Source organism: Geobacillus uzenensis (assembly GCF_002217665.1).
Classification (GTDB): domain Bacteria; phylum Bacillota; class Bacilli; order Bacillales; family Anoxybacillaceae; genus Geobacillus; species Geobacillus subterraneus.
Window position 1 is genome coordinate 253,663 of sequence record NZ_NEWL01000010.1, and the last position, 21,385, is coordinate 275,047.

A 21,385-nucleotide genomic window follows, 5' to 3' on the forward strand; every position below is an offset into this window, starting at 1 on the left:
GTTCTGCCCGCTTCCCCGAGCGTGCGCCGGCGCAAAAAAAAACGTGCCGGCGATACAGGCACGTTGTCTATTCCACGGTAAACGTCACGCTCGCCCGGGCGTTCGGCCAGTTTTTGTCGGCGAGCCACCACTCAAGCGTGTACGTCCCGGGCGCTAAGTCGCGGAACGTCTCCTGAAAGGACAGCTCTTCGCCTTGTTTTAACGTCCGCTCTTCGTAAATTTGCGCAAACATCTTCCCTTCGCTGAACTGCTTCACCTTTTTGCCGTCGCGGTACAAAATGTAGTCATACTTTTTCGAACTCGTGAACGTCACCGTCTGCACGCGTTCGGTTTGGTTTTTGACCGTAAACGTAAACACGTAGGCGCCGTTTTCCTTTTTGTACGTCAACGACGGCGCAAGCGTGCCGGCGATCATTCCTTTTCCATCCGCTTGCGCCGGTTTGCCCGCCGGGGCGGGGCCAAGCAAGTCATCCTTTGCCTGCGGGCGCTCGCTGCCGTTTGTATACATAAACAACGCGCTCGCCGCCGCCACCCCAGCCAGCACCGCGGCGATGCCGATCGCTTTTCCTTTGCCCATATCGGACCCTCCTTTTGTCTCTTTCTATTATAGTCGTTTCCCGTTTCCCTCCCGTTACAAACCGCGAAAAAATTGTGAAAAAACCGTTGTCCGCCTTGATATTTCTGGTATATATGCCCGATTTGTCTAATAAAATGTTACAAATTGAACAGCAATGAGAGTGGTTGAGGTGGGGATCGTTCACAACCGGCAAGCGACGCGGCGAAGACGCTTCCAAGACATCCAGCGAAAGCGGCGCTCATCATTGGCAAGACGAGTCTCATTTCACACTTCTCACTTCTCACATCCAACTTAGGGAGGGCGAGTGGTGTGCACGATTACATCAAAGAGCGTACGATCAAGATTGGCAAGTATATCGTGGAGACGAGGAAAACCGTTCGCGTCATCGCGAAAGAGTTTGGCGTGTCGAAAAGCACCGTGCATAAAGACTTGACCGAGCGGCTGCCGGAGATCAATCCGGAGCTGGCCCAAGAAGTAAAACAAATTCTCGATTACCATAAATCGATCCGCCATTTGCGCGGCGGCGAAGCGACGAAGAAAAAATACAAAAAGCAAGCGGTGAAAAACAACTAACTTTTTCCTTGCCATCTGCCGTTGGCAGTATCATTCCGGCTGCGGAATATGGTAAAATAACCAATTAGGAATGATTTCAGGGCAGAGGCAAGGAGGAGCAATGTATGTTTTCACGAGATATCGGCATTGACCTAGGCACGGCGAACGTCCTCATTTTCGTCAAAGGCAAAGGCATTGTGCTCAATGAGCCGTCCGTCGTGGCGATCGATAAAAACACGAACAAAGTGCTCGCAGTCGGCGAAGAAGCACGACGAATGGTCGGACGTACTCCTGGGAATATTGTTGCCATTCGGCCGCTCAAAGACGGCGTCATTGCCGATTTTGACATTACGGAAGCAATGCTTAGGCACTTTTTAAGCAAGCTCGACCTAAAAGGCTTTTTCGCCAAACCGCGCATTTTAATTTGTTGCCCGACGAACACGACGTCTGTCGAACGGAAAGCGATCAAAGAGGCAGCGGAAAAAAGCGGCGGCAAAAAAGTGTACTTAGAGGAAGAGCCGAAAGTCGCAGCCATTGGCGCCGGAATGGACATTTTCCAGCCGTGCGGAAACATGGTCGTCGATATTGGCGGTGGCACAACCGATGTCGCGGTTCTCTCGATGGGGGACATTGTCACCGCCTCTTCCATTAAGATGGCTGGGGACAAGTTCGACATGGAAATCTTACATTACATTAAGCGTGAATATAAGCTGCTCATCGGGGAACGAACGGCCGAAGAAATTAAAATCAAAGTCGCAACGGTATTCCCAGGCGCACGGACCGAGGAAATCGACGTCCGCGGCCGCGATCTCGTCACCGGGCTGCCGCGCACGATCACCGTTCGTTCAGAAGAAATCGAACGGGCGCTTCGCGAGCCGGTGTCTTTAATTGTACAAGCCGCCAAAAGCGTGCTCGAGCGCACGCCGCCGGAACTGTCGGCGGATATTATCGACCGCGGCGTCATTTTAACGGGCGGCGGCGCGCTGCTTCATGGCATCGATCTGCTGTTGGCCGAAGAGCTAAAGCTGCCGGTGTTTATCGCTGAAAATCCGATGGACTGCGTCGCCATCGGCACCGGGCTGATGCTCGAGAACATCGACCGCGCGCCGAAAACGCAGTTCGTTTGATCGTTTCGCCAGCGGAAGCCAAATGAACGGCGCTTCGTGTTTGCGCGAAAAAAAAAAGAAAGGCGGGGGATGCGGCGGCCGCTTCCGCTCGCCTATAATGTAGGAAGAGACAGAAACCATCGCTGCCTCGAGCCAGCAGCGGTTTTTGGAAAAATCGTTCCTTTAAGTACGGAGAGGAATGGAAATGCGATCGCCTGAATGAAGGTGGATCGTTCATCATGACAGGTCATGATTCTATGGCAATGGCCAACAATGGGACAAGCGAGGTGATCGTCATGCTAAGGGGACTGTATACGGCTGCGAGCGGCATGCTGGCGCAGCAGCGGCGCGTCGATTGGCTCACCAACAATTTGGCAAATGCCGAGACGCCAGGGTATAAAGCCGACGCAGGAACGATGAGAGCGTTTCCGGAACTGTTGATGCACCGGCTCGAGGACGAGCCGATCCCGGCCGCCCCGCGGCGCGCCATCCCGGCGCAAACGGCGATCGGGCCGCTCAACACCGGCGTATATGTGCAAGAGCTCATCCCGAACTTCCGCCAAGGGGATATGAAAGAAACCGGTCTTTCCACCGATGTCGCCTTAGTCGATGGACAAGTCCCGGTCGACCCGGCAAGCGGAGAACGCGGCGCGCTCTTTTTTGCCGTCGAAAACGGCCAAGGCGAGAGGCGCTATACAAGAAACGGCCATTTCACCTTGAGCCCGGACGGCTATTTGACGACGCAAGACGGCTGGTATGTGCTGGATGACAACGGCGAACGCATCGCCATCCCGAGCGAATCGTTCACCGTCCGCGACGACGGGACGATTATGGCAGAAAACGGTGCGACCGCCCGCTTAGGCGTCGTATTCGCCGCCAATCCGAAAACGCTAGTGAAAGAAGGGAACGGCCTCTTCCGCAGCACGGCTGGGCTGTTGCCGCAGGCGCCGGGCAATGTGACGTATACGGTCAAACAGCGCTTCATCGAGCGGTCCAACGTCGACATCGAACGGACGATGACCGACTTGCTCGCCGCCTACCGCGCCTTTGAAGCGAACCAAAAAATCGTCCAAGCGTACGACCGCAGTTTAGACAAGGCCGTCAACGAAGTCGGCCGCCTGAAATGATGAAAGGGGGACAAGCCCTTGCTCCGCTCGATGCACACCGCCGCCAACACGATGAACGCATTGCAGCAGCGGCTCGATACACTAAGCCATAACATCGCCAACAGCAACACGACCGGGTTTAAACGGCGCGAAGCGAGCTTCGCCGAGCTGTTGACCCAGCAAGTCGACCGCCTGCCAGACGACGAAGCGCCCCGGCAGACGCCGGCGGGCGTGCGCTACGGCAACGGGGCGGGCCTCGCGTCGACGATGCTCGTCACCGCCCAAGGGCCGCTTACGGAAACCGGCCGCGCGCTCGATTTCGCCTTCACCGCCGCCAACCAATGGTTTCGCGTCCGAGTCACCGCCGCCAACGGCGCCGCAACGATCGGCTACACGCGCGCCGGCAACTTTTCATTGACGCCCACCGGCGGCCGGCTCGCTCTCGTGACAAGCGACGGCCGCCCGGTGCTGGATGAAGCGAACGCCCCGATCGAGCTGCCTGCCGAGGCCACCGGCTTCCAGCTGTCCCCGACCGGGACGTTGACGGCCACCGATGCCAACGGGGCGGTCGTCGCCCGCGTCAACCTGGGTGTCACGGTGATCCGCCGCCCGCAGCTCCTTGAAGCATTCGGCGACAACGTCTTCGCCCTTCCCGCCGTTCCGGGCGCCGCTGAGGAGCTGAACGGCAACGGGCGCGGCCGAATCGCCATGAAACAAGGGGCGCTCGAACAGGCGAACGTGGACCTCGGTGAAGAACTCACCGGTTTGATGACAACTAGTCGTGCCTATCAGCTGAACGCCCGCGCCATTTCCATTTCTGAACAAATGCTCGGGCTCATTAACAACTTGCGCTCCTCATAAGGAGAGATCCACATGAGCAAGGAAACGAAAAACGAACCGCTCTCCCGCATCGCGCGGCGAAAAAAGCAAGAACAACATTCCGCCGCCAGCCCAAGCGATATCGGCGAAGCCGCTGCCTTGCATAAAGAACAGCCGACGGAAGCGAACGAACCGCCAAACGAACCGCCATCTGAAGCTGAACCGACGGAGAGCAAGCGCCGCTTCGTGCGCACGCGGCTCATTCCGATCTGGCTTCGGCTCGTAATCGTCACCGTTCTCATGGCGATCTGCCTTGCGGCGGGCGCGGTCGTCGGCTACAGCGCCATCGGCGACGGACAGTGGCTGGACGTGTTCCGCCCGTCAACGTGGCAGCACATCATTGACTTTGTAGAAAAAGGGACATAGAAAGCCAGTGAGCTGCATGTTTGATTCCAACAGAAAGGAGTGTCGCTATGCTCGACATCCAACAAATTCAAGCGATCATCCCGCACCGCTACCCGTTTTTGCTTGTCGACCGCATTGTTGAAATTGAGGAAGGAAAACGTGCCGTCGGCATCAAAAACGTCAGCGCCAACGAAGCGTTTTTCGCCGGCCATTTCCCGGAATACCCCGTCATGCCCGGCGTCTTAATCGTTGAGGCGCTCGCCCAAGTCGGCGCCGTCGTCCTCCTGCAAAGCGAGGACAACCGCGGCCGCCTCGCCTTTTTCGCCGGCATCGACAACTGCCGCTTTAAGCGCCAAGTCAAACCAGGCGACCAGCTCCGCCTCGAAGTCGAAATTCTCCGCGCCCGCGGCGCCATCGGCAAAGGCAAAGGCGTCGCCACTGTCGACGGCGAACTCGTCTGCGAAACAGAGCTCATGTTCGCCCTCGGTGAGAAAACAAACGGCTGACCAACGCGCGCTCCTTTGCGGGGCGCGTATGTTCATTCCCCTAAACGCCACCTCCGCATTTGTTTCATTCCCCTTGCATGAAATGCGCTCTTCTGGGAAAGATAAACAAGGACCGGTCTTACATAAGGTCACAACAACACGAAGAAAGGAGAAGGTGCAATGAAAAACAAAACGCTGCTGTTCAAACTGTTCAGCGCCGTCGTCGCCCTCTTTTTAGCGGCCGGATGCAACGGTGACAACGACAACGACAATCCGCCGCCGCCAAACAACGAACAAAACGATGTCAATGACAATGGTGACAACGGCGTCAATGACATGGACATGAACCCGGCCGATGACATCAACCAAGACGATAACGCCGACAACGACGTTGTGCCAGGGGATAACGGTGACAACAATGGCAACGACAACAACGGCGACCTTGTCCCGGGCGACAATGACAACGACTTAGCGCCGGGCAACGACGTGGGCGACGATGAAAACGACCGAAACCCGGATCCGGAAGATCCGATTGAAGACCCGCAAGACGCCAACGACCGCGATAATAAAGATGAATAATGCAAAGAGGCTGCCGGCTAGGCAGCCTTTTTGGTTGGAGAAAATTAGTACCGATTTTGGCTAGATATGCTTCTTCCTATCCGCTATAATGGGAATGTCCATTTATTGTCGAAACATGCAGACAGGCGATCATAGGGGGGTACAGAATGGAAGAAACTATCAGCCTGCGTGAACTGTTTGACACATTGCGCAAACGGCTTTGGCTGATCGTCTTGATCACCGCGCTTGCCACCGTCGTGAGCGGTGTGGTCAGCTATTTTATACTGACGCCGATTTACCAAGCGTCCACGCAAATTCTCGTCAACCAAGCCAAATCCGAGCAGCAGTTCTACAATTTTAACGAAATCCAAACGAACGTGCAGCTCATTAACACGTACAGCGTCATCATCAAAAGCCCGACGATTTTAGAAAAGGTGAAAGGTGAGCTGCAACTCGATCAGACGTTCGACGAGCTGAACGAACAAATTCAAGTGTCGAGCGAAAAAGACTCGCAAGTGTTCTCCGTCACCGTCCAAGACCCGGATCCCGCCATGGCGGCTAAGATCGCCAATAAAACGGCCGAAGTGTTCAAAAACGAAATCGTCAAAATCATGAACATCGACAACGTGACGATTCTCTCGAAAGCGGAAGTGAAAGAACACCAAGCCCCGGTCAAACCGAAGCCGCTTCTGAATATGGCCATCGCCTTCGTCGTCGGCCTCATGACGGGTGTCGGACTTGCCTTCCTGCTTGAGTACTTGGACAACACGATCAAAACGGAAGAGGATGTCGAACGTCATCTCGGCCTGCCGGTGCTCGGTGCGGTCAGCTTGATCACCGCCGACGGCAGCCAAAAGAAGAAACACGAACCGGCTCTTCCGCAAGCGAGAGGTGAAACCATTGGCTCGTAAAAAACAGATCCGCAAAGCGGAACGAAGACTGATCACCGTTGATAATTCAAAATCCCCGATCGCCGAACAATACCGGACGATCCGGACGAATATTCAATTTTCATTCATTGATGCGCCGCTCCGCTCCTTGATCGTGACTTCCACTGGCCCGGGTGAAGGAAAATCCACCACGGTGGCCAACTTGGCGGTCGTCTTCGCCCAACAAGGGAAAAAGACGTTGCTCATTGACGCTGACTTGCGCAAGCCGACCGTCCATTACACGTTCCGCCTCAACAACTACATGGGGTTCACCAACGTCTTAACAGGCTCGGCCCCGCTTTTGCCGACGTGCCAAGAAACGGACATCGACAACTTATTCGTCCTATCATCCGGCCCGATCCCGCCGAACCCGGCCGAGCTGCTCAGCTCGAAAGCGATGGCTCAGTGTCTTGAACAACTGTATGAGACGTTTGACCTTGTCATCTTTGACACCCCGCCCGTCTTGGCAGTGACCGATGCGCAAATTTTAGCGAACCAATGCGACGGCACGGTGCTCGTGATCGAAAGCGGCCGAACCGACATCGAAGCGGCCGTCAAGGCGAAAGAGCTGCTCGAAGCAGCGAACGCCAAGCTGCTCGGCGTTGTGTTGAACAAACGGAAACATCGTGACGGCGGCTATTATTACTACTACCAATACAAATAACAACAAGCGGCTTCCCAACGGCGGGAAGCCGTTTATGTAAGAGAGAAAGAAAGGGGAGAGATCGTTGAGAAACTTCGTCCTGATCCTTTTGATCGCTGTCGCTTGCCTAGCCTTTGCCATTGCCGGACACGTGTACTGGAAACAAACGATCGACGCGACGGTGCAAGCAGCGCGGGCGAAAATGGAAACGTTCGCCGAGCAAGAAGAGAAAGCAAATCAAACGGAGGCGGCCCTTGCCCGCGCCAAACGGCTGCCTGCCGATGCTCAAGCTGCCATTAAACGGGCTGTCGAGGAAAACCGCCCGATCCGCCTTGTGATCGCCGGCTCGGAATCGACACCCGAGAAAGGCGGCTGGCCCGACCTATTGAAACAGGCGCTCGACGAAGCATACGGGGAGGGGACGTTCCAAATCACCGTCCATGAATACGAAGGCTTGACGACCGCCGCTGCTGACAGGCAGCGCATCGCCGCCGACTGGGCCAGTGATAAACCGGATCTTGTCTTACTCGAGCCATTTTTGTTAAATGACAACGGTGTGATTACGATTGATGACACGCTTACCCATATTCAGTCGATCATCGACCAGCTCAAATCTGCCGCACCCGATGCGGTCGTGATGTTGCAGCCGCCGAACCCGATTTACAACGCTACATACTATCCAGAACAAGTCGAAGAACTCGAAGCGTTCGCCAAAGAGAACGGCTACCCTTACATCAACCATTGGCCCGCGTGGCCCGACAATCAAAGCGAAGAACTAAATAAATACATCGACCCAGAAAGCGACCTCCCGACAGAGGAAGGTGCCAAACGATGGGCCGACGCGCTCGCCGAGCATTTCATCGCCCAATAAAACACGCGCACCTCAATCGGGTGCGCGTCCCGTTTACCGCGACGCTGTCGCCGACAGCTCTAAATGTTCTTTCAACTCATTCGAAATCGCCGTTCGCTCGCTATCCGGCACGATTAGGTAATACGTGCCGTTCATTTTCGTCCCTTGGCCGGTAATGTGCAGCTGCTTAATTTGCTTGCGGGCGTCTTTGTAATTCTCTTGGATGTCTTTCATTTCCTCAAATGTTAAGTTCGTCTTAATGTTTTTCCCGATCGCCGCGAGCACATCGCTATAGTTCGTGAGCGATGAGAAGCTCGCCCCTTTCTCAATAATGGCTTGAATGATTTGTTTCTGGCGGTCTTGGCGCCCGAAATCGCCGCGCGGGTCGTCATAACGCATACGCGAATATTTCAGCGCCTCTTCCCCGTTTAGCGTAATTTCCCCTTTCGGGAAGTACGTTCCTTCATACGTAAAGGCAAACGGGTTGTTCACTGTCACCCCGCCAACGGCATCCACGATATCGCGGAAGCTTTCCATATTGACTTTAATGTAATAATCGATCGGAATATCTAAGAAATGCTCGACCGTCGCCATCGTCATCTCCACTCCGCCAAAGGCGTATGAGTGGTTGATTTTATCTTTCGTCCCTTTCCCGACGATCTCTGTTCTCGTATCGCGCGGCACGCTCACCATCTCAATCGACTGCTTGTTCGGATTCACCGTCATGACGATGAGCGTATCGGCGCGTCCCTTATCCCCTTTCCGTTCATCGACGCCAATTAACAAAATCGAAATCGGTGTCTTCCGCTCGAACGACACGTCGTCTTGTCGTTTTTCCGACTTCCAATTTACTTGTTCATGCATTTCATTGGCGGTTCGTTTGACATTATGGTAAACGGAATAGGAAAACAATCCTACTCCTGCCAATAACACAATACACACCCCCGCCAACCAGCGGAGCCATCTCTTCTTTTTTCGACGTTTTGCCCTCATGGATCCTCTTCCTTTACAATAAAAAATGTTCACTCATATCATCTCGATTATAGACCGTTTTTGACGAGAAGACAACTGGAAGCCGCTTTGCGCCATTTCCACTTTGCCCCTCCAAAGGTGGAATTTTATTTCCATTTCGACATTGTTCGACAAACTCCACCCATTGATAGCCCGTTTTTCCTATGTTACCATAATAGTTGTTTAGTAGAACGAAAAAGCGAGGAGGAGTGACGATGATCGACATCCATACCCACATTTTGCCCGGCATCGACGACGGAGCGGCAACCGTAGAAGACGCCATTGCCATGGCGCAAGCTGCGGTCAAGGAAGGAATCACAACGATCATCGCCACTCCCCATCACCAAAACGGAAACTACGACAATCCGAAACCGTCGATCCTCGCGCTGGCAGCGGAGCTGAACGACGAACTGAAACGGCGTGACATCGCCTTGACAGTGTTCCCTGGGCAAGAAGTGCGTCTCCACGGCGACTTGCTTGACGGCTTGGCGCGGCACGAGGTGATGACGCTCGCCGATACGCCATACATACTGATCGAGTTTCCACCAGATCATGTGCCGAAATACGCCGAACAGCTGCTGTTTGACGTGCAGCTGAAGGGCTTGATGCCCATCATCGCCCATCCCGAGCGAAACGCCGAAATCATCGAAACCCCCGAGCGGCTCTACCAGCTCGTCAAACGCGGCGCCTTCGCCCAGCTGACGGCGTCCAGCGTCACGGGGCAGTTCGGCAAGAAAATCAAAACGTTCTCGTTTCAACTCATCGAGGCGAACTTAGCCCATTTCATCGCCTCGGACGCTCATAACGTAAAAACTCGCCCGTTTCGCCTGCGCCAGGCGTACGACGCCATTCGCAATGAATACGGCACCGACATGGTCTACTACTTCCAAGAAAACGCCGAGCTGCTCATCCGCGGCCAGGCTGTCTTCCGCGACGAGCCAGAACGGGTGAAAAAGAAAAAGTTCCTTGGTCTCTTTTAAAAGCGATCAGTCGCATGGTATAACAAGTATGAGAAATACTTCTTTTCTTTTTGCCTTTTCTTTGTCGAAACAAGGTAAAATTCTTAGGGAACGATCGACAACGATGTCGAAGGGCAGCGAAAGCTTGTGCCCGATATGGAGATCGGCTCTTTCTTTAAGACGATTGGATTCGCACGGCTAGAGGCATCGCGGCGGTTTCTCGTGTCTTAAAGATAGGCCGTTTTCTTCATTCTTTGTTTCGGTGATGTCTCCTTACCGTTATCAACGGAGGCACTCGGCCATGCCGTGGGTGGGGACGATGACGGTCCCGGCACCTTAGACGCCCGTCGTCGAGGGTGTGGCGTGAGGGCGGGTTAGATGCCCGATTTTTCACTCGTTTTTATCTAATTCAGTGATTATGAGTCAGGCGTATCGTTTATAATAGAAAGATAGAGGATCCGTAATCTGTGAAAAGAGGCGATACGCGCATGGAACAAACTTGGGCGTTAAAGGTTGAGCGATTTGGAAAGATCAAACAGGGGGAAATCGATATTGCCCCGTTGATGTTGTTTGTCGGCGACAACAACAGTGGGAAAAGCTATCTGATGTCGCTTCTTTGGGGGGTGTTGTCCGAGGGGCGCAAGCTGTTTCCAAAAGACCCTCCGAACACGTCCACGTACAAGGAAATCGATCGCTTTCTTGAATCGTCTATCGGCGATGACTGCCTCATCCAAGACCGTGAAGCGCAACTGTTTGTCCAATGGTTTAATGATGTTCTCAGAAACAAAAAAAGCGAGTTGGTTAGAACGATTTTTCGGCGCAAAATCCCGATCGGTTCGTTAAGCATCGAGCGGTACCGCCGTTCTGAACCGCTGCGAATCATCTTTGAAAAGAAAGATTCGCTCCAAGGCGCTCGTTTTTCGACGGGGAAACACTATATTCGCATCCCGTATACGGATCGAAGCAAGGGACAAGCGACAGAGCGGTATCGCATGGCTCAATACATTACGTGGAATTTGCTGATGGATGGACTTACATCGCCGTTTTACCCACCATCCAGACAAGGCGGCATCCAAGGGCGGGCCATTGGCGAAGCGCTGTATTTGCCCGCTTCGAGAACAGGGTTCATGTTGTCTTACAAGGCGCTGGTGCAAGAGATGATGGAACGGATGATCAACGAAGAACATGAGGAACCATCCCTTGACTTCACGTTGCCTGTCTATCGATTCTTGCAAGCGTTGTTGCGTTTGGAGGAAAGCGGACAGTCGAAATATGCGGACATCGGACGATTTATTGAAACCGAGATTGCCAACGGAACCATGGACCAAGAAAAAGGACCGATTCCATCGTTCTACTATTGCCCACAAGGCAAACAAGAGCGCTTGCCGTTATACGTCACATCGTCGCTTGTAACTGAACTGTCGCCGCTCATTTTGTTTTTAAAATCAAAAGCAACGTACCGTTCACTCTTTTTTGAAGAGGCAGAAGCGCATCTGCATCCACGCGTCCAGCGCATATTAGCGACAGCGCTTGTCAAGTTGGCCAACCGAGGCATGCCGGTGTGGTTGACCACCCATAGCGATATTTTGTTCCAACAGGTGAACAATTTGATCAAACTTCACCAGCATCCAAAGAGAGAACAGTTGATGAAAACGTATGGCTATGTCGATGAGGACGCGATTGATCCGAAAAAGGTGAGGGCGTACCAGTTCCGCATGCAAGGCCAAGACACGATCATCACGCCGCTCATTCCGACCGAAAACGGCTTTTCGACGGAAACGTTCAATGAAGTCATTTGGCAGTTGAATGAAGAGACGTATGCATTCCAGATCGGGGAAGAGGATGGAGAGGATGAATAACCTCGAATACCTTGAGCGAAGCTTTTATGAGAAAACGGGGGAAACAGGCGGAACGTTATATGTGATCGAGCAGGAAAAATCGGGAGAAGCACAAGTAACGCTCCACTGTTCCAACGAAGCCGTAGTGTTTTCGATCAAGCCTAACAACGGATTCCCTTATCTTCGAACCAAAAACACACCCGATGGCATCGTCTTTGTCAGAAGAGAGAAGCAATGTTGGGAACTGCACATTTTTGAATGTAAAAAAACAGTAAGAGTGAAGAGTTGGGAAAAGGCGAAACAGCAGTTTGAAGGAGGCATGCTTCATGCCTATATGTTACGAGGGCTTTTGGATCTTCCGCCTTTTTCAAAAATATGTGTATACACGGCCTACCAGGATGACCATTTATCGAAAAACTCGCCAGATCCAGCTTTGTTTCGGCAGCCGGTGGGCAAACCTGTGAAGAAGCCGCCGTATGCGGACTGGGATGATCCAAGCCTTGTCATTTTGGGGCATGAAGTTCCTCATCAACGCATTCCACTGAATGACTCCGGACAAGGAGAATACACGTTGTAACGTTTCCCTGCCGCGCCATGCTATAATGGCGTCAAGGAGGTGAAGCCATGAGCCAAGAGCTGAAAGAATTGCTTCGTTCCGTCTTGCAAGAAGAACTGAAACCAGTCCACGACAGGCTCGAACGGTTGGAAGGCGCAGTCGGGCACATTCGTCAAGACGTATCGCAGCTGCAGCAAGATGTATCCCAGCTTCAGAAGGAAGTCACCCAACTGCAAGAAGGTCAACGGACATTAGAAACCACGGTTTCCCAAATTCAAAAGGACGTTGCCCAGCTCCAAGAAGGCCAGAATGCGTTGCAGCGTGATGTCGCCCAACTGCAAGAAGGCCAACGGACATTGGAAACGACGGTTTCCCAAATTCAAAAAGACATTATCCAGTTGCAAGAAGGCCAGAATGCATTGCAGCGTGAGATCGTCCAGCTCCAAGAAGGCCAACGGACATTGGAAACGACGGTCTCTCAAATCCAAAAAGACATCACCCAGCTGCAACAAGGCCAACAAATAGTAGAACACGAGATGGCCGGCATGAAGCAGATGCAAGAGCGAATCCTCGAAGAGCTGCGTATTTCCAAACACAATCAAGCACTCATTTTAAACGATGTCACCAGCATAAGAAAATCCGTCGATGTCACCGTCTCGTACTTGCAGCGCCGATCCGATGTGATGTTCGACAAACTGATCGATCATGAAAAAGAAATCTTGAATCTGAAATCAAAAATGCCAAACTAAGTCCCGAAAAGGGGCTGTTTTTTATGCCCATATGCATCGGCGCATCGGCGCAGCTACGGTTGCACCGATGCGCGGGGGCATAGGGGCCAACTATACATAGGGGGTTACGTACCACGTCAACTACCCCCACTTCGCTAACGCTTGAAGTGGGGGCTTGCAACTCCCCAGAAGTGCAAACGGACTTCGTCCTCCTTCCTTGACTTGGGGTTGCATCAGGGGGCAGGTTGACGACTACCCAACGACGCAGGTCATGCCTGCATCGTTACCGATTCTCTCGGTGTGTCTGTTGGCAGTACTTGGCTTCCACACACAACAGACGGACCTACGCTCGATGTTTTACGGTTACAACGTTTCCTGTAACCAACTCCATACATCGAGTAGCCGTGATTGGAGTGCCTTTATTGAACGGTTTTCTCCACGCCTTTATTATATCATACACAAAAGAAAGGGGGGAACGCGCATTCCTCTCCCACTTACTCCCTTTGGTCGTTGAAGTGGGAGTCTCCTGCGCGAAATAGGATGAAAAAAGTACGCAAAGCGATCATTCCAGCAGCGGGGCTCGGCACACGATTTTTGCCGGCGACGAAAGCGATGCCGAAAGAAATGCTCCCGATTGTCGATAAACCAACAATTCAATACATCGTCGAAGAAGCGGTCGCCTCCGGCATCGAAGATATCATCATCGTCACGGGGAAAGGGAAACGCGCGATCGAGGACCATTTCGACAACGCTTTTGAGCTTGAACAAAACTTAATTCAAAAAGGCAAATACGACTTACTCGAAAAAGTAAAAGAACCATCGAAAGTCGACATTCACTACATTCGCCAAAAAGAACCGAAAGGACTTGGCCACGCCGTTTGGTGCGCACGCAACTTCATCGGCGACGAACCGTTTGCCGTTCTGCTTGGTGACGACATCGTCCAAGCGGAAACACCATGCTTAAAACAATTAATTGACCAATATGAACAAACTCTCAGTTCCGTTATTGGTGTCAAAAGAGTGCCTGATAACGAAACGCACCGTTACGGCATCATCGATCCAATTGAACAACACGGACGCCGTTACCAAGTCCGCCAATTCGTCGAAAAACCAGCACCAGGCACCGCGCCGTCCAACTTAGCGATTATGGGACGATACATACTCACGCCGGAAATCTTCTTATTCCTTGAAAAACAAGAAGCCGGCGCTGGCGGCGAAATCCAACTCACGGATGCAATTCAAAAATTGAACGAAATCCAGCGGGTGTTTGCCTATGAATTCGAAGGAAAGCGCTACGACGTCGGAGAAAAGATCGGATTTATCAAAACGACGATTGAGTTTGCGTTGCAGCATGATGAATTAAGAGAAGACCTTATTCAATTCATGGAAAAACTATTAAATGATGTGAAAGTAGAAGAGAAATAAAGGAGGGCGGGGAGTTGGCGAAACCAGGCAGTACCGCGACTGTCGAAATCAAACGTCACCATCGAGTTGCTGTAAACGATAAAAAGGGATATTTAATCGCCAAGCGAATCATGGATATATGCGGAGCGCTAGCAGGACTTATTTGTTTGTCATGGCTATTTCTTATTGTCGCGCTTCTCATCAAACTAGAAGACCCAAAAGGTCCCGTATTTTTTAAACAAGTCCGCGTCGGCAAAGACGGAAAAGAATTTTATATGTATAAATTCCGCTCGATGGTGACCAATGCGGAAGAATTGCTAGAATCATTGCTTCCTTTAAACGAAACAACCGGCGCGATGTTCAAAATGAAAAATGATCCACGTGTCACGAAAGTGGGGAAGTTCATTCGTAAAACTAGTATTGATGAACTTCCTCAATTATGGAATGTATTAAAAGGGGATATGAGTCTAGTTGGCCCAAGACCGCCGCTACCAAGGGAAGTAGCACAGTATACGGAGTATGATAAACAGCGATTGCTTGTGACACCGGGATGTACAGGACTTTGGCAAGTGAGTGGGAGAAATGATTTAGGATTTGATGAAATGGTTGAGTTAGATTTGAAATATATTCGTGAAAGATCACTATTATATGATATAAAGATTATGGGTCTTCACCATTTTCTGTGATTTCTACTCAATCCTAGAGACATGTTAGCTGGATGAAATAGGTTCATCAGTCAGGATCCTTCTTCCGCATACAGACCACGAAGTTGGTAGAATGGAAACAGTCAAGTGCTTTCCTTGACGGGTTCCATTCTACCAACTATCATACCGATAGCGGAAGAAGGGAGCGCTTAAGCAGCCTGACTGCCTGTAGTGTTCCCTGTACACTCCAGAAATACACGCAAACGAAACCGTTCTAGATTTCGATAGCCATATGCCCGGCGTTTGATGTTTTTGATCTTGTGATTCGTCCCCTCGATCCGGGCATTCGTATATGGGCACAAAAAGTAGGAAAGAATAGGCTCCTTCCACCTTTCAAGCGTGTTGGCTGCTTCCTGAAAAGAAGCAAAAGGGCTCTGTTTGGCTAACTTAATCCATTCTTCCAAGCGTTCCTTTGCTTCGTTATATCCATCGGTTCGGTAAAAATCCCGAAACAACTCTTTTAGATAATAAGCAATGGAAAGTGCCGGATACTCCTCCAAGATATCGTCTAATCGAAGCCGTTGGTCCTTACGAAGCTTTTCACAGCCTTTTAAGAGAAGATATCGAGCCTTTTTCAATGGAGAAAATTCCTTTCTTGCTTGATCCAAGGCTTGTGTCACTTTTTGAACCACATGGTACTTATCGATGACAATCGAAGCAGATGGAAACAGGGCGCGAACCGCCTTATGATAAGGTTCCCACATGTCAAGAATCACCGTTTGGACCATTTCTTTCGACAGGATATTTTGGCTCAACAAGTTGATGGCGGAGTCACATTGGCGATCGGCATGCATTCCCATGACCGATCCGGCTTTGGCATCCATCAATACAGTTTCATACTGATGTCCCTTTTTTACCGCGATTTCATCTAAACTAAGCACCATTCCTTCTTGAGAAGATGCTTCTATCGCTGTTTGACGCTCTTTTGCTTTTTTCGATGCGATGGAGTAATAAATGCGTTCCAATGTTGTATATGGAATACGGTGCTTTCGACTAACCTCTTGAATGGTGGAGCCTTCACAAAGTTCATACAAGTACTCACAAAATCGATTGGTGTAGTGTCGATTGGGTTGAATCGATTCCAAAGAGGCGGAAAACACTTGGGAACAATTCCAGCACCGATAGCGCTTTACCTTTACGAACAAGTACACCGGTTGATGGAAAATCGCCAAATCCCGTACTTTTCTTGTCCGTCTGTCGTGGACAGAGGAAGTGGCAAACCCACAATGAGGGCAACGTTCCTGTGTCTCTGTTTTCTCTACATGAATCGCATAACCATAGGAAAGAAGTTCTTGTTTAATCACTTTAAATTCTGGCAATCCTAGTGGTATAGAAAGCACTTACGAGACCTCCTTAATGTTTATTTCACCGCTAACATTATTGCCAGGATCTCGTCAGTGCTTTCTCTTTTTTGTCACTAAATCACAAAATTTGGTGATGAACCACTATATTTTGCTGAAAATAGGATAGATTCAGTAAAATATAGTATAATATAGTTAGATGGGAGGTGAAAAAATGTATTTTTGTATCAAACAACAGCTAAATGGTTTGACCAAAGAAGAATACTTGACTCTTCGAGAACTGTGCCATATTGCCAAGAACATGTACAACGTCGGATTGTACCATGTCAGACAATACTATTTTGAACACAAGGAATTTCTTAATTATGAGAAAAACTATCATCTTGCAAAAACTAACGAAAACTATAAGCTGTTAAACAGCAACATGGCACAGCAAATTTTAAAAAAGGTCAATGAAGCCTTTAAATCTTTCTTTGGTTTGATCAGTCTTGCCAAACAAGGAAAATATGACCACAAGGCTATCAGTATTCCAAAATATCTTAAAAAAGATGGCTTTCATTCACTGATCATTGGCCAGATTCGTATAGACGGCAACAAATTCACGATACCGTATTCTCGCCTATTTAAAAAGACTCACAAGCCCATCACGATAACGATTCCGCCTGTGTTGCTGGACAAAAAGATTAAGCAGATTGAAATCATTCCTAAGCATCATGCCAGGTTCTTTGAGATTCAGTACAAATATGAAATGCCTGAAGATCAAAGAGAATTAAATGACCAAAAAGCACTGGCAATTGACGGCAGATCATTCATCATTGATGGGCGGAGATTAAAAAGTATAAATCAATGGTTTAACAAAGAAAATGCCAGACTTCAAAGCATAAAAGATAAGCAAAAAATCAAAGGCACCACTCGTAAACAGGCGTTGCTTGCTATGAATCGCAATAATAAAGTGAATGATTATATCAACAAGACTTGCCGTTACATCATTAACTACTGTATTGAAAATCAAATTGGCAAACTTGTCATTGGCTATGCTGTAGATGAGTATTTTTCATTACAGTAATTTCCATTCCCTAAGAGACAAACAGGGGACCCCTTAGGCGACATGGAGCTGTTTTTTGATCACATCAATGGGAATATCTTGCTTTGCGGCGTCATAGATGAACTCGACGACGCTGTGCCCTTTCCGAGACCGAAGAAGCTCCAGGCCGGAAGAGATGTCTTGTTGAGATTCCGCGATGCTGTATACGCAGGCTAACAGCACCACGACCCAATACCGTTTCACCGCCCGAACGTGGCGAACACGGTACCCATCGAGCTTCAGCTGGTCTTTTGCCTGCCGGAAAAAGCATTCGATCGTCCAGCGCTGGGCATAGTAACGCAAGATGTCTTCGTCACTCAGCTCCCGGTCGGTGCTCAATATGACATGGAGATGATCCGGCGTCATCGGTTGATCCGCCTTCCAAGCCAGCAGCACCACCGCGTCATCAAGACCGTTGAGCGCGCCTTCGTAGCGGTAGACACGATAGCGCTCGTTCCCCACCGTGACGAGGCGGGTGTCGTTTGGCTCGATATAGCGGGCAAACTCCTTCGCTTGGATGGCGATACCTTTCGGGTAGAGAATCCGGTTCGTCTTGAGCATGGCGATGACATGGAATCCTTGTTTCAGACAGGCTTCGATGAGCGCTTGGGACGGATACCATGAATCCACGAGCACATACACCGGCTGAGCCCGCTTCCGCGTGCGTTGCCCGTGACGAAGGCTTCGTTTTTTGGCAAATGGTATCATCAATCGAAAGGAACAGGGGTTGATTCGTCCGTTTGGCCAGGCGTTCGATCTGGCGAAGAACCCACTCCTGAAGCTTCTCAAGCAGTTTTTCCTCGTTCCAAGGGCTTTTCGTGAAAAAGTGGCTGAGCGTGGTTCGATGATTCGGATGAAAACTCCAGTACCGGACATCCGTCAATGTCCCCGAACATCCCTTGGTCGTCTGTTTAGTGCAAAATGAAAGTACAGAGTTCTGCAACAAAAAAGTGCAGAGCTTCATGGCATAAAAAAAGGCTTGCCAGCTCCTAAAATTCCCTCTACTGTTAAGGTTGTGAAGAACAAAACAGTGGAGGTAAAGAAAGGATGCTAGCAATGCCTGAAATTCATCATATCAAACATTTGCGTGAAAAGAAAGGGTTATCGCTTTCCGAAATTGTCCGCAGGACGGGATTTAACTGGAGAACAGTCAAGAAATATGCGGATGGAGACATTTCGGTCAGACAAAAAATAAAGAGAAAACGGGGAATGATGGAGGAAGAAGGATACGGTCAAATCATTGATGACTGGCTGGAGGAGGACGCCAAACTGCCAAGAAAACAACAGCGGACAAGCAAGAAGATGTACGAACAATTAAAGCAGGAACATGGCTTTAAAGGGTCTTATCGAACGGTTTGCGCCTACGTTCAAAAACGAAGACCTCAGCTTAAGCTGGAGAAGGAACGGCGTTACGAGAGGCTGGAACACCCTCCGGGGGAAGCGCAGGTGGATTTCGGCACCATGTCCGTTGTGACGAAGGAAGGAAAAGAGGAAGACCGATCAATTCTGATTTTGAGCTTTCCGTACAGCAACGCCGCGTATGCGTATCCATTGCCGGCGGAAAACAGCGAATGTTTTCTTTACGGGCTCACTCAGCTGTTTCGCCAAGCCGGAGGCGTCCCGAGAAAACTGCGCATCGACAATTTGGCGGCGGCGGTGGTTTCGATTCGAAAAGGAGGTATTCATGAGACATGAACCTCCTTGTGGGTAGTTGGTAGCACATCTATTCTAACCAAGGAATCGGGTTCATGTCTCCTTTTTTGTTTAGTTTGTAAATTTATGTTAGCAAATTTGCTCATCTACAGTTATTAAAATTTTTGTGTAGTGATTTTTAAAAGAAATTATATTTTACACAACAGTGGGGAATAAATTGGTATGGAAAAAATACCCTTTATGAAACCTAATCTAGTAACATTTCAGTCATATAAAAAATATATCCAAGAAATAGATAAATCGAAAATTTATACTAACTATGGTCCATTAAATAATAAATTTGAAGAAAGGATACTGAGTGAATATTTCGATAATGTAGGAGCAGTAACGACTGTTAGTAATGCTACATTAGGACTAATTTTGGCTATTTCTGAAATGAAACGCCCTAAAGGAAAATATGCGGTTATGCCCAGCTTTACATTTTCTGCGACTCCCTTAGCCGCTATGTGGTGTGGTTTAGAGCCTTATTTTATTGATATAAATGAAGATGATTGGTTTATGAATCAGGAGCAGTTGGAAGAAGTTTTAAATCAATTAGGGGATGAAGTGGCTGTTGTTGTGCCATATGCTACGTTTGGTAACTATTTAGATCTTTCATACTATCAAAAGTTGCATGAGTCAGGAATACCAGTAGTTTTAGATGCTGCTCCTTGTTTCGGAACGACTTATAATGGACAACATATTGGTCAAGGATTTAAGGGAGCCATAGTTTTTAGTTTTCATGCAACAAAATCTTTTGGAATTGGTGAAGGTGGATTAGTTTATAGCCAGGATGAAGAATTAATAAAAAACATAAGAACCGCTGCTAATTTTGGTTATTATGGTAAAAGAGAGTCTATTACATTAGGAATTAATGCAAAAATGTCGGAGTATTTTGCAGCGATTGGATTAGCTACACTTGATGTGTATAAAGAAAAAATTTTAAAACGGGAACAACTTTATAATGTTTACTTAGAAGAAATAACAAATGTAGGTTTATTGGAACAAGGATGGCAAGTTCAAAAAACAAGAGGGAAAATACCGTTTCAGTTTTTCTCCATTCTTTGTCCTGAGGATGAATTTAATACATATTATTTAAAAAAATTGGAAGAAAAAAGCATCCAGGCTGTTTCATATTTTTCACCTGCCTGTCATCAGCAAAAACAATTTTTAAATTGTCCTCATTCTACTCTTTCTGTAACTGATGAACTTACAAAACGAGTATTAAGTCTTCCATTTTGGGAAGATATGAGTAGAGATATTGTTAGATACATTGTAAGTTCACTAATTTCTTAAATAATTTGTAGGAGGATTACTTAAATGAAAGGCATCATCCTCGCAGGTGGGACAGGCTCCCGCCTTTATCCTCTTACTAAAGTAACGAATAAACATTTGTTGCCAGTCGGCAAATATCCGATGATTTACCATGCAATTTATAAACTGAAAGAGGCTAATATTACTGACATTTTAATTGTGACTGGTCGTGAACATATGGGGGATGTTGTGAATCTTTTAGGCAGTGGTTCTGAATTTGATGTTGAGTTTACATATAAAGTACAGGATCAAGCGGGTGGAATTGCGCAAGCATTAGGTTTATGTGAAGCGTTTGTTGGTAATGATTTAATGACGGTTATTTTAGGGGATAATGTATTTTCTGACAGCATTGTTCCTTATGTTGAAAACTTTAAAAAACAGGCAGCAGGAGCGAAAATTTTAATTAAAGAAGTTGAGGACCCTGAACGATTTGGCGTTCCTGAACTCGAAGGTAATCGAATTAAGAGTATTGAAGAAAAGCCAAAGAATCCGAAAAGCCGTTATGCGGTTACAGGAATTTATATGTATGACGCTAAGGTATTTGACATTATTAAAACGTTAAAGCCGTCCGCACGAGGAGAGTTAGAAATTACGGATGTGAATAATGCTTACATTGAACGAAATGAACTGACGTATGATATTTTGGACGGATGGTGGACGGATGCCGGTACGCATGCATCCTATTTGCGGGCCAATGAACTTGCTAAAGATGTCGATTTCGGTAGCTTGTTTAATAAGAATATGAAAATAATTGAAGGATGAAC

The 21,385-nt window shown here is 49.0% G+C and carries 22 protein-coding genes and 3 pseudogenes; 20 read left to right on the forward strand and 5 right to left on the reverse strand.

What is annotated here, in order from left to right; all coding sequences use genetic code 11:
• Positions 1 to 67: 67 nt before the first annotated feature.
• On the reverse strand, positions 68 to 577 hold the full coding sequence (locus B9L21_RS16735; protein WP_063167221.1) for a BsuPI-related putative proteinase inhibitor: 510 nt from the start codon (positions 575 to 577) through the stop codon (positions 68 to 70).
• Between the two features lie 309 nt (positions 578 to 886).
• Here B9L21_RS16735 and spoIIID point away from each other — a divergent pair, with 309 nt between their 5' ends.
• The 10 genes from spoIIID (at position 887) to B9L21_RS16785 (ending at position 8,051) form a co-directional block, all read left to right on the forward strand.
• Entirely contained in the window at positions 887 to 1,150 is a 264-nt protein-coding gene (gene spoIIID / locus B9L21_RS16740) for a sporulation transcriptional regulator SpoIIID (protein WP_008880665.1), read from the forward strand.
• A 104-nt stretch (positions 1,151 to 1,254) separates the two neighbouring features.
• Positions 1,255 to 2,256 carry a rod shape-determining protein gene (locus tag B9L21_RS16745; protein ID WP_063167222.1) on the forward strand — a complete coding sequence of 334 codons (1,002 nt, stop codon included), beginning with the start codon at positions 1,255 to 1,257 and terminating at the stop codon, positions 2,254 to 2,256.
• A 275-nt stretch (positions 2,257 to 2,531) separates the two neighbouring features.
• The gene (locus tag B9L21_RS16750; protein ID WP_063167444.1) at positions 2,532 to 3,362 is read left to right on the forward strand and encodes a flagellar hook-basal body protein; all 831 of its coding nucleotides are present in this window, start codon (positions 2,532 to 2,534) and stop codon (positions 3,360 to 3,362) included.
• A gap of 18 nt (positions 3,363 to 3,380) precedes the next feature.
• Positions 3,381 to 4,202 carry a flagellar hook-basal body protein gene (locus B9L21_RS16755; protein ID WP_063167223.1) on the forward strand — a complete coding sequence of 274 codons (822 nt, stop codon included), beginning with the start codon at positions 3,381 to 3,383 and terminating at the stop codon, positions 4,200 to 4,202.
• A gap of 12 nt (positions 4,203 to 4,214) precedes the next feature.
• Positions 4,215 to 4,586, forward strand: coding sequence for a DNA-directed RNA polymerase subunit beta (locus B9L21_RS16760; protein WP_063167224.1), 372 nt, complete (start codon positions 4,215 to 4,217; stop codon positions 4,584 to 4,586).
• 47 nt (positions 4,587 to 4,633) lie between these two features.
• Positions 4,634 to 5,071, forward strand: a complete 438-nt coding sequence (gene fabZ, locus B9L21_RS16765; protein WP_063167225.1) for a 3-hydroxyacyl-ACP dehydratase FabZ — start codon at positions 4,634 to 4,636, stop codon at positions 5,069 to 5,071.
• A 159-nt stretch (positions 5,072 to 5,230) separates the two neighbouring features.
• Entirely contained in the window at positions 5,231 to 5,629 is a 399-nt protein-coding gene (locus B9L21_RS16770; protein WP_063167226.1) for a hypothetical protein, read from the forward strand.
• A 146-nt stretch (positions 5,630 to 5,775) separates the two neighbouring features.
• Complete coding sequence (locus B9L21_RS16775) at positions 5,776 to 6,519, forward strand: YveK family protein (RefSeq protein WP_063167227.1); 744 nt, start codon at positions 5,776 to 5,778, stop codon at positions 6,517 to 6,519.
• Entirely contained in the window at positions 6,509 to 7,201 is a 693-nt protein-coding gene (locus tag B9L21_RS16780) for a CpsD/CapB family tyrosine-protein kinase (RefSeq protein WP_063167228.1), read from the forward strand. Before B9L21_RS16775 ends, B9L21_RS16780 begins: the two co-directional genes overlap by 11 nt.
• A gap of 64 nt (positions 7,202 to 7,265) precedes the next feature.
• The gene (locus B9L21_RS16785; protein ID WP_063167229.1) at positions 7,266 to 8,051 is read left to right on the forward strand and encodes an SGNH/GDSL hydrolase family protein; all 786 of its coding nucleotides are present in this window, start codon (positions 7,266 to 7,268) and stop codon (positions 8,049 to 8,051) included.
• A 33-nt stretch (positions 8,052 to 8,084) separates the two neighbouring features.
• Here B9L21_RS16785 and B9L21_RS16790 read toward each other — a convergent pair whose 3' ends face one another.
• Positions 8,085 to 9,023 carry a LytR family transcriptional regulator gene (locus tag B9L21_RS16790; protein WP_063167230.1) on the reverse strand — a complete coding sequence of 313 codons (939 nt, stop codon included), beginning with the start codon at positions 9,021 to 9,023 and terminating at the stop codon, positions 8,085 to 8,087.
• 13 nt (positions 9,024 to 9,036) lie between these two features.
• The gene (locus tag B9L21_RS17460) at positions 9,037 to 9,267 is read right to left on the reverse strand and encodes a hypothetical protein (RefSeq protein WP_143424864.1); all 231 of its coding nucleotides are present in this window, start codon (positions 9,265 to 9,267) and stop codon (positions 9,037 to 9,039) included.
• Here B9L21_RS17460 and B9L21_RS16795 point away from each other — a divergent pair.
• From B9L21_RS16795 to B9L21_RS16820, 6 genes are all read left to right on the forward strand, one after another.
• Positions 9,257 to 10,021: a tyrosine-protein phosphatase gene (locus tag B9L21_RS16795; protein WP_063167231.1), complete on the forward strand. Its 765-nt coding sequence runs from the start codon at positions 9,257 to 9,259 to the stop codon at positions 10,019 to 10,021. The genes B9L21_RS17460 and B9L21_RS16795 overlap by 11 nt on opposite strands.
• 467 nt (positions 10,022 to 10,488) lie before the next feature.
• Positions 10,489 to 11,859 (forward strand): AAA family ATPase, encoded by a 1,371-nt coding sequence (locus tag B9L21_RS16800; protein WP_063167232.1) that lies wholly within the window; start codon positions 10,489 to 10,491, stop codon positions 11,857 to 11,859.
• On the forward strand, positions 11,852 to 12,415 hold the full coding sequence (locus tag B9L21_RS16805; RefSeq protein WP_013146577.1) for a hypothetical protein: 564 nt from the start codon (positions 11,852 to 11,854) through the stop codon (positions 12,413 to 12,415). Before B9L21_RS16800 ends, B9L21_RS16805 begins: the two co-directional genes overlap by 8 nt.
• Positions 12,416 to 12,462: 47 nt before the next feature.
• Positions 12,463 to 13,143 carry a hypothetical protein gene (locus tag B9L21_RS16810; RefSeq protein ID WP_063167233.1) on the forward strand — a complete coding sequence of 227 codons (681 nt, stop codon included), beginning with the start codon at positions 12,463 to 12,465 and terminating at the stop codon, positions 13,141 to 13,143.
• Positions 13,144 to 13,662: 519 nt separating this feature from the next.
• The gene (gene galU, locus B9L21_RS16815) at positions 13,663 to 14,547 is read left to right on the forward strand and encodes a UTP--glucose-1-phosphate uridylyltransferase GalU (RefSeq protein ID WP_063167234.1); all 885 of its coding nucleotides are present in this window, start codon (positions 13,663 to 13,665) and stop codon (positions 14,545 to 14,547) included.
• Between the two features lie 14 nt (positions 14,548 to 14,561).
• A complete protein-coding gene (locus B9L21_RS16820) occupies positions 14,562 to 15,212 on the forward strand; it encodes a sugar transferase (RefSeq protein ID WP_063167235.1) in 651 nt (216 codons plus the stop codon).
• Between the two features lie 167 nt (positions 15,213 to 15,379).
• Here the strand turns inward: B9L21_RS16820 and B9L21_RS16825 are convergent, their stop codons facing one another.
• A complete protein-coding gene (locus B9L21_RS16825; protein WP_063167236.1) occupies positions 15,380 to 16,570 on the reverse strand; it encodes an ISL3 family transposase in 1,191 nt (396 codons plus the stop codon).
• A 175-nt stretch (positions 16,571 to 16,745) separates the two neighbouring features.
• Between B9L21_RS16825 and B9L21_RS16830 the strand changes: the two are divergent.
• Positions 16,746 to 17,570: pseudogene (locus B9L21_RS16830) on the forward strand (RNA-guided endonuclease InsQ/TnpB family protein); the annotation flags it as partial.
• Positions 17,571 to 17,630: 60 nt separating this feature from the next.
• On the opposite strand, the pseudogene B9L21_RS16835 reads toward B9L21_RS16830, so the two are convergent.
• Positions 17,631 to 18,579, reverse strand: a pseudogene (locus B9L21_RS16835) (transposase).
• Positions 18,580 to 18,662: 83 nt separating this feature from the next.
• Between B9L21_RS16835 and B9L21_RS16840 the strand changes: the two are divergent.
• From B9L21_RS16840 to B9L21_RS16850, 3 genes and pseudogenes are all read left to right on the forward strand, one after another.
• Positions 18,663 to 19,295, forward strand: a pseudogene (locus B9L21_RS16840) (IS21 family transposase); the annotation flags it as partial.
• A gap of 195 nt (positions 19,296 to 19,490) precedes the next feature.
• Positions 19,491 to 20,603: an aminotransferase class I/II-fold pyridoxal phosphate-dependent enzyme gene (locus B9L21_RS16845; protein WP_063164743.1), complete on the forward strand. Its 1,113-nt coding sequence runs from the start codon at positions 19,491 to 19,493 to the stop codon at positions 20,601 to 20,603.
• Positions 20,604 to 20,627: 24 nt separating this feature from the next.
• Entirely contained in the window at positions 20,628 to 21,383 is a 756-nt protein-coding gene (locus B9L21_RS16850) for a sugar phosphate nucleotidyltransferase (protein ID WP_063164744.1), read from the forward strand.
• Positions 21,384 to 21,385 lie beyond the last annotated feature (2 nt).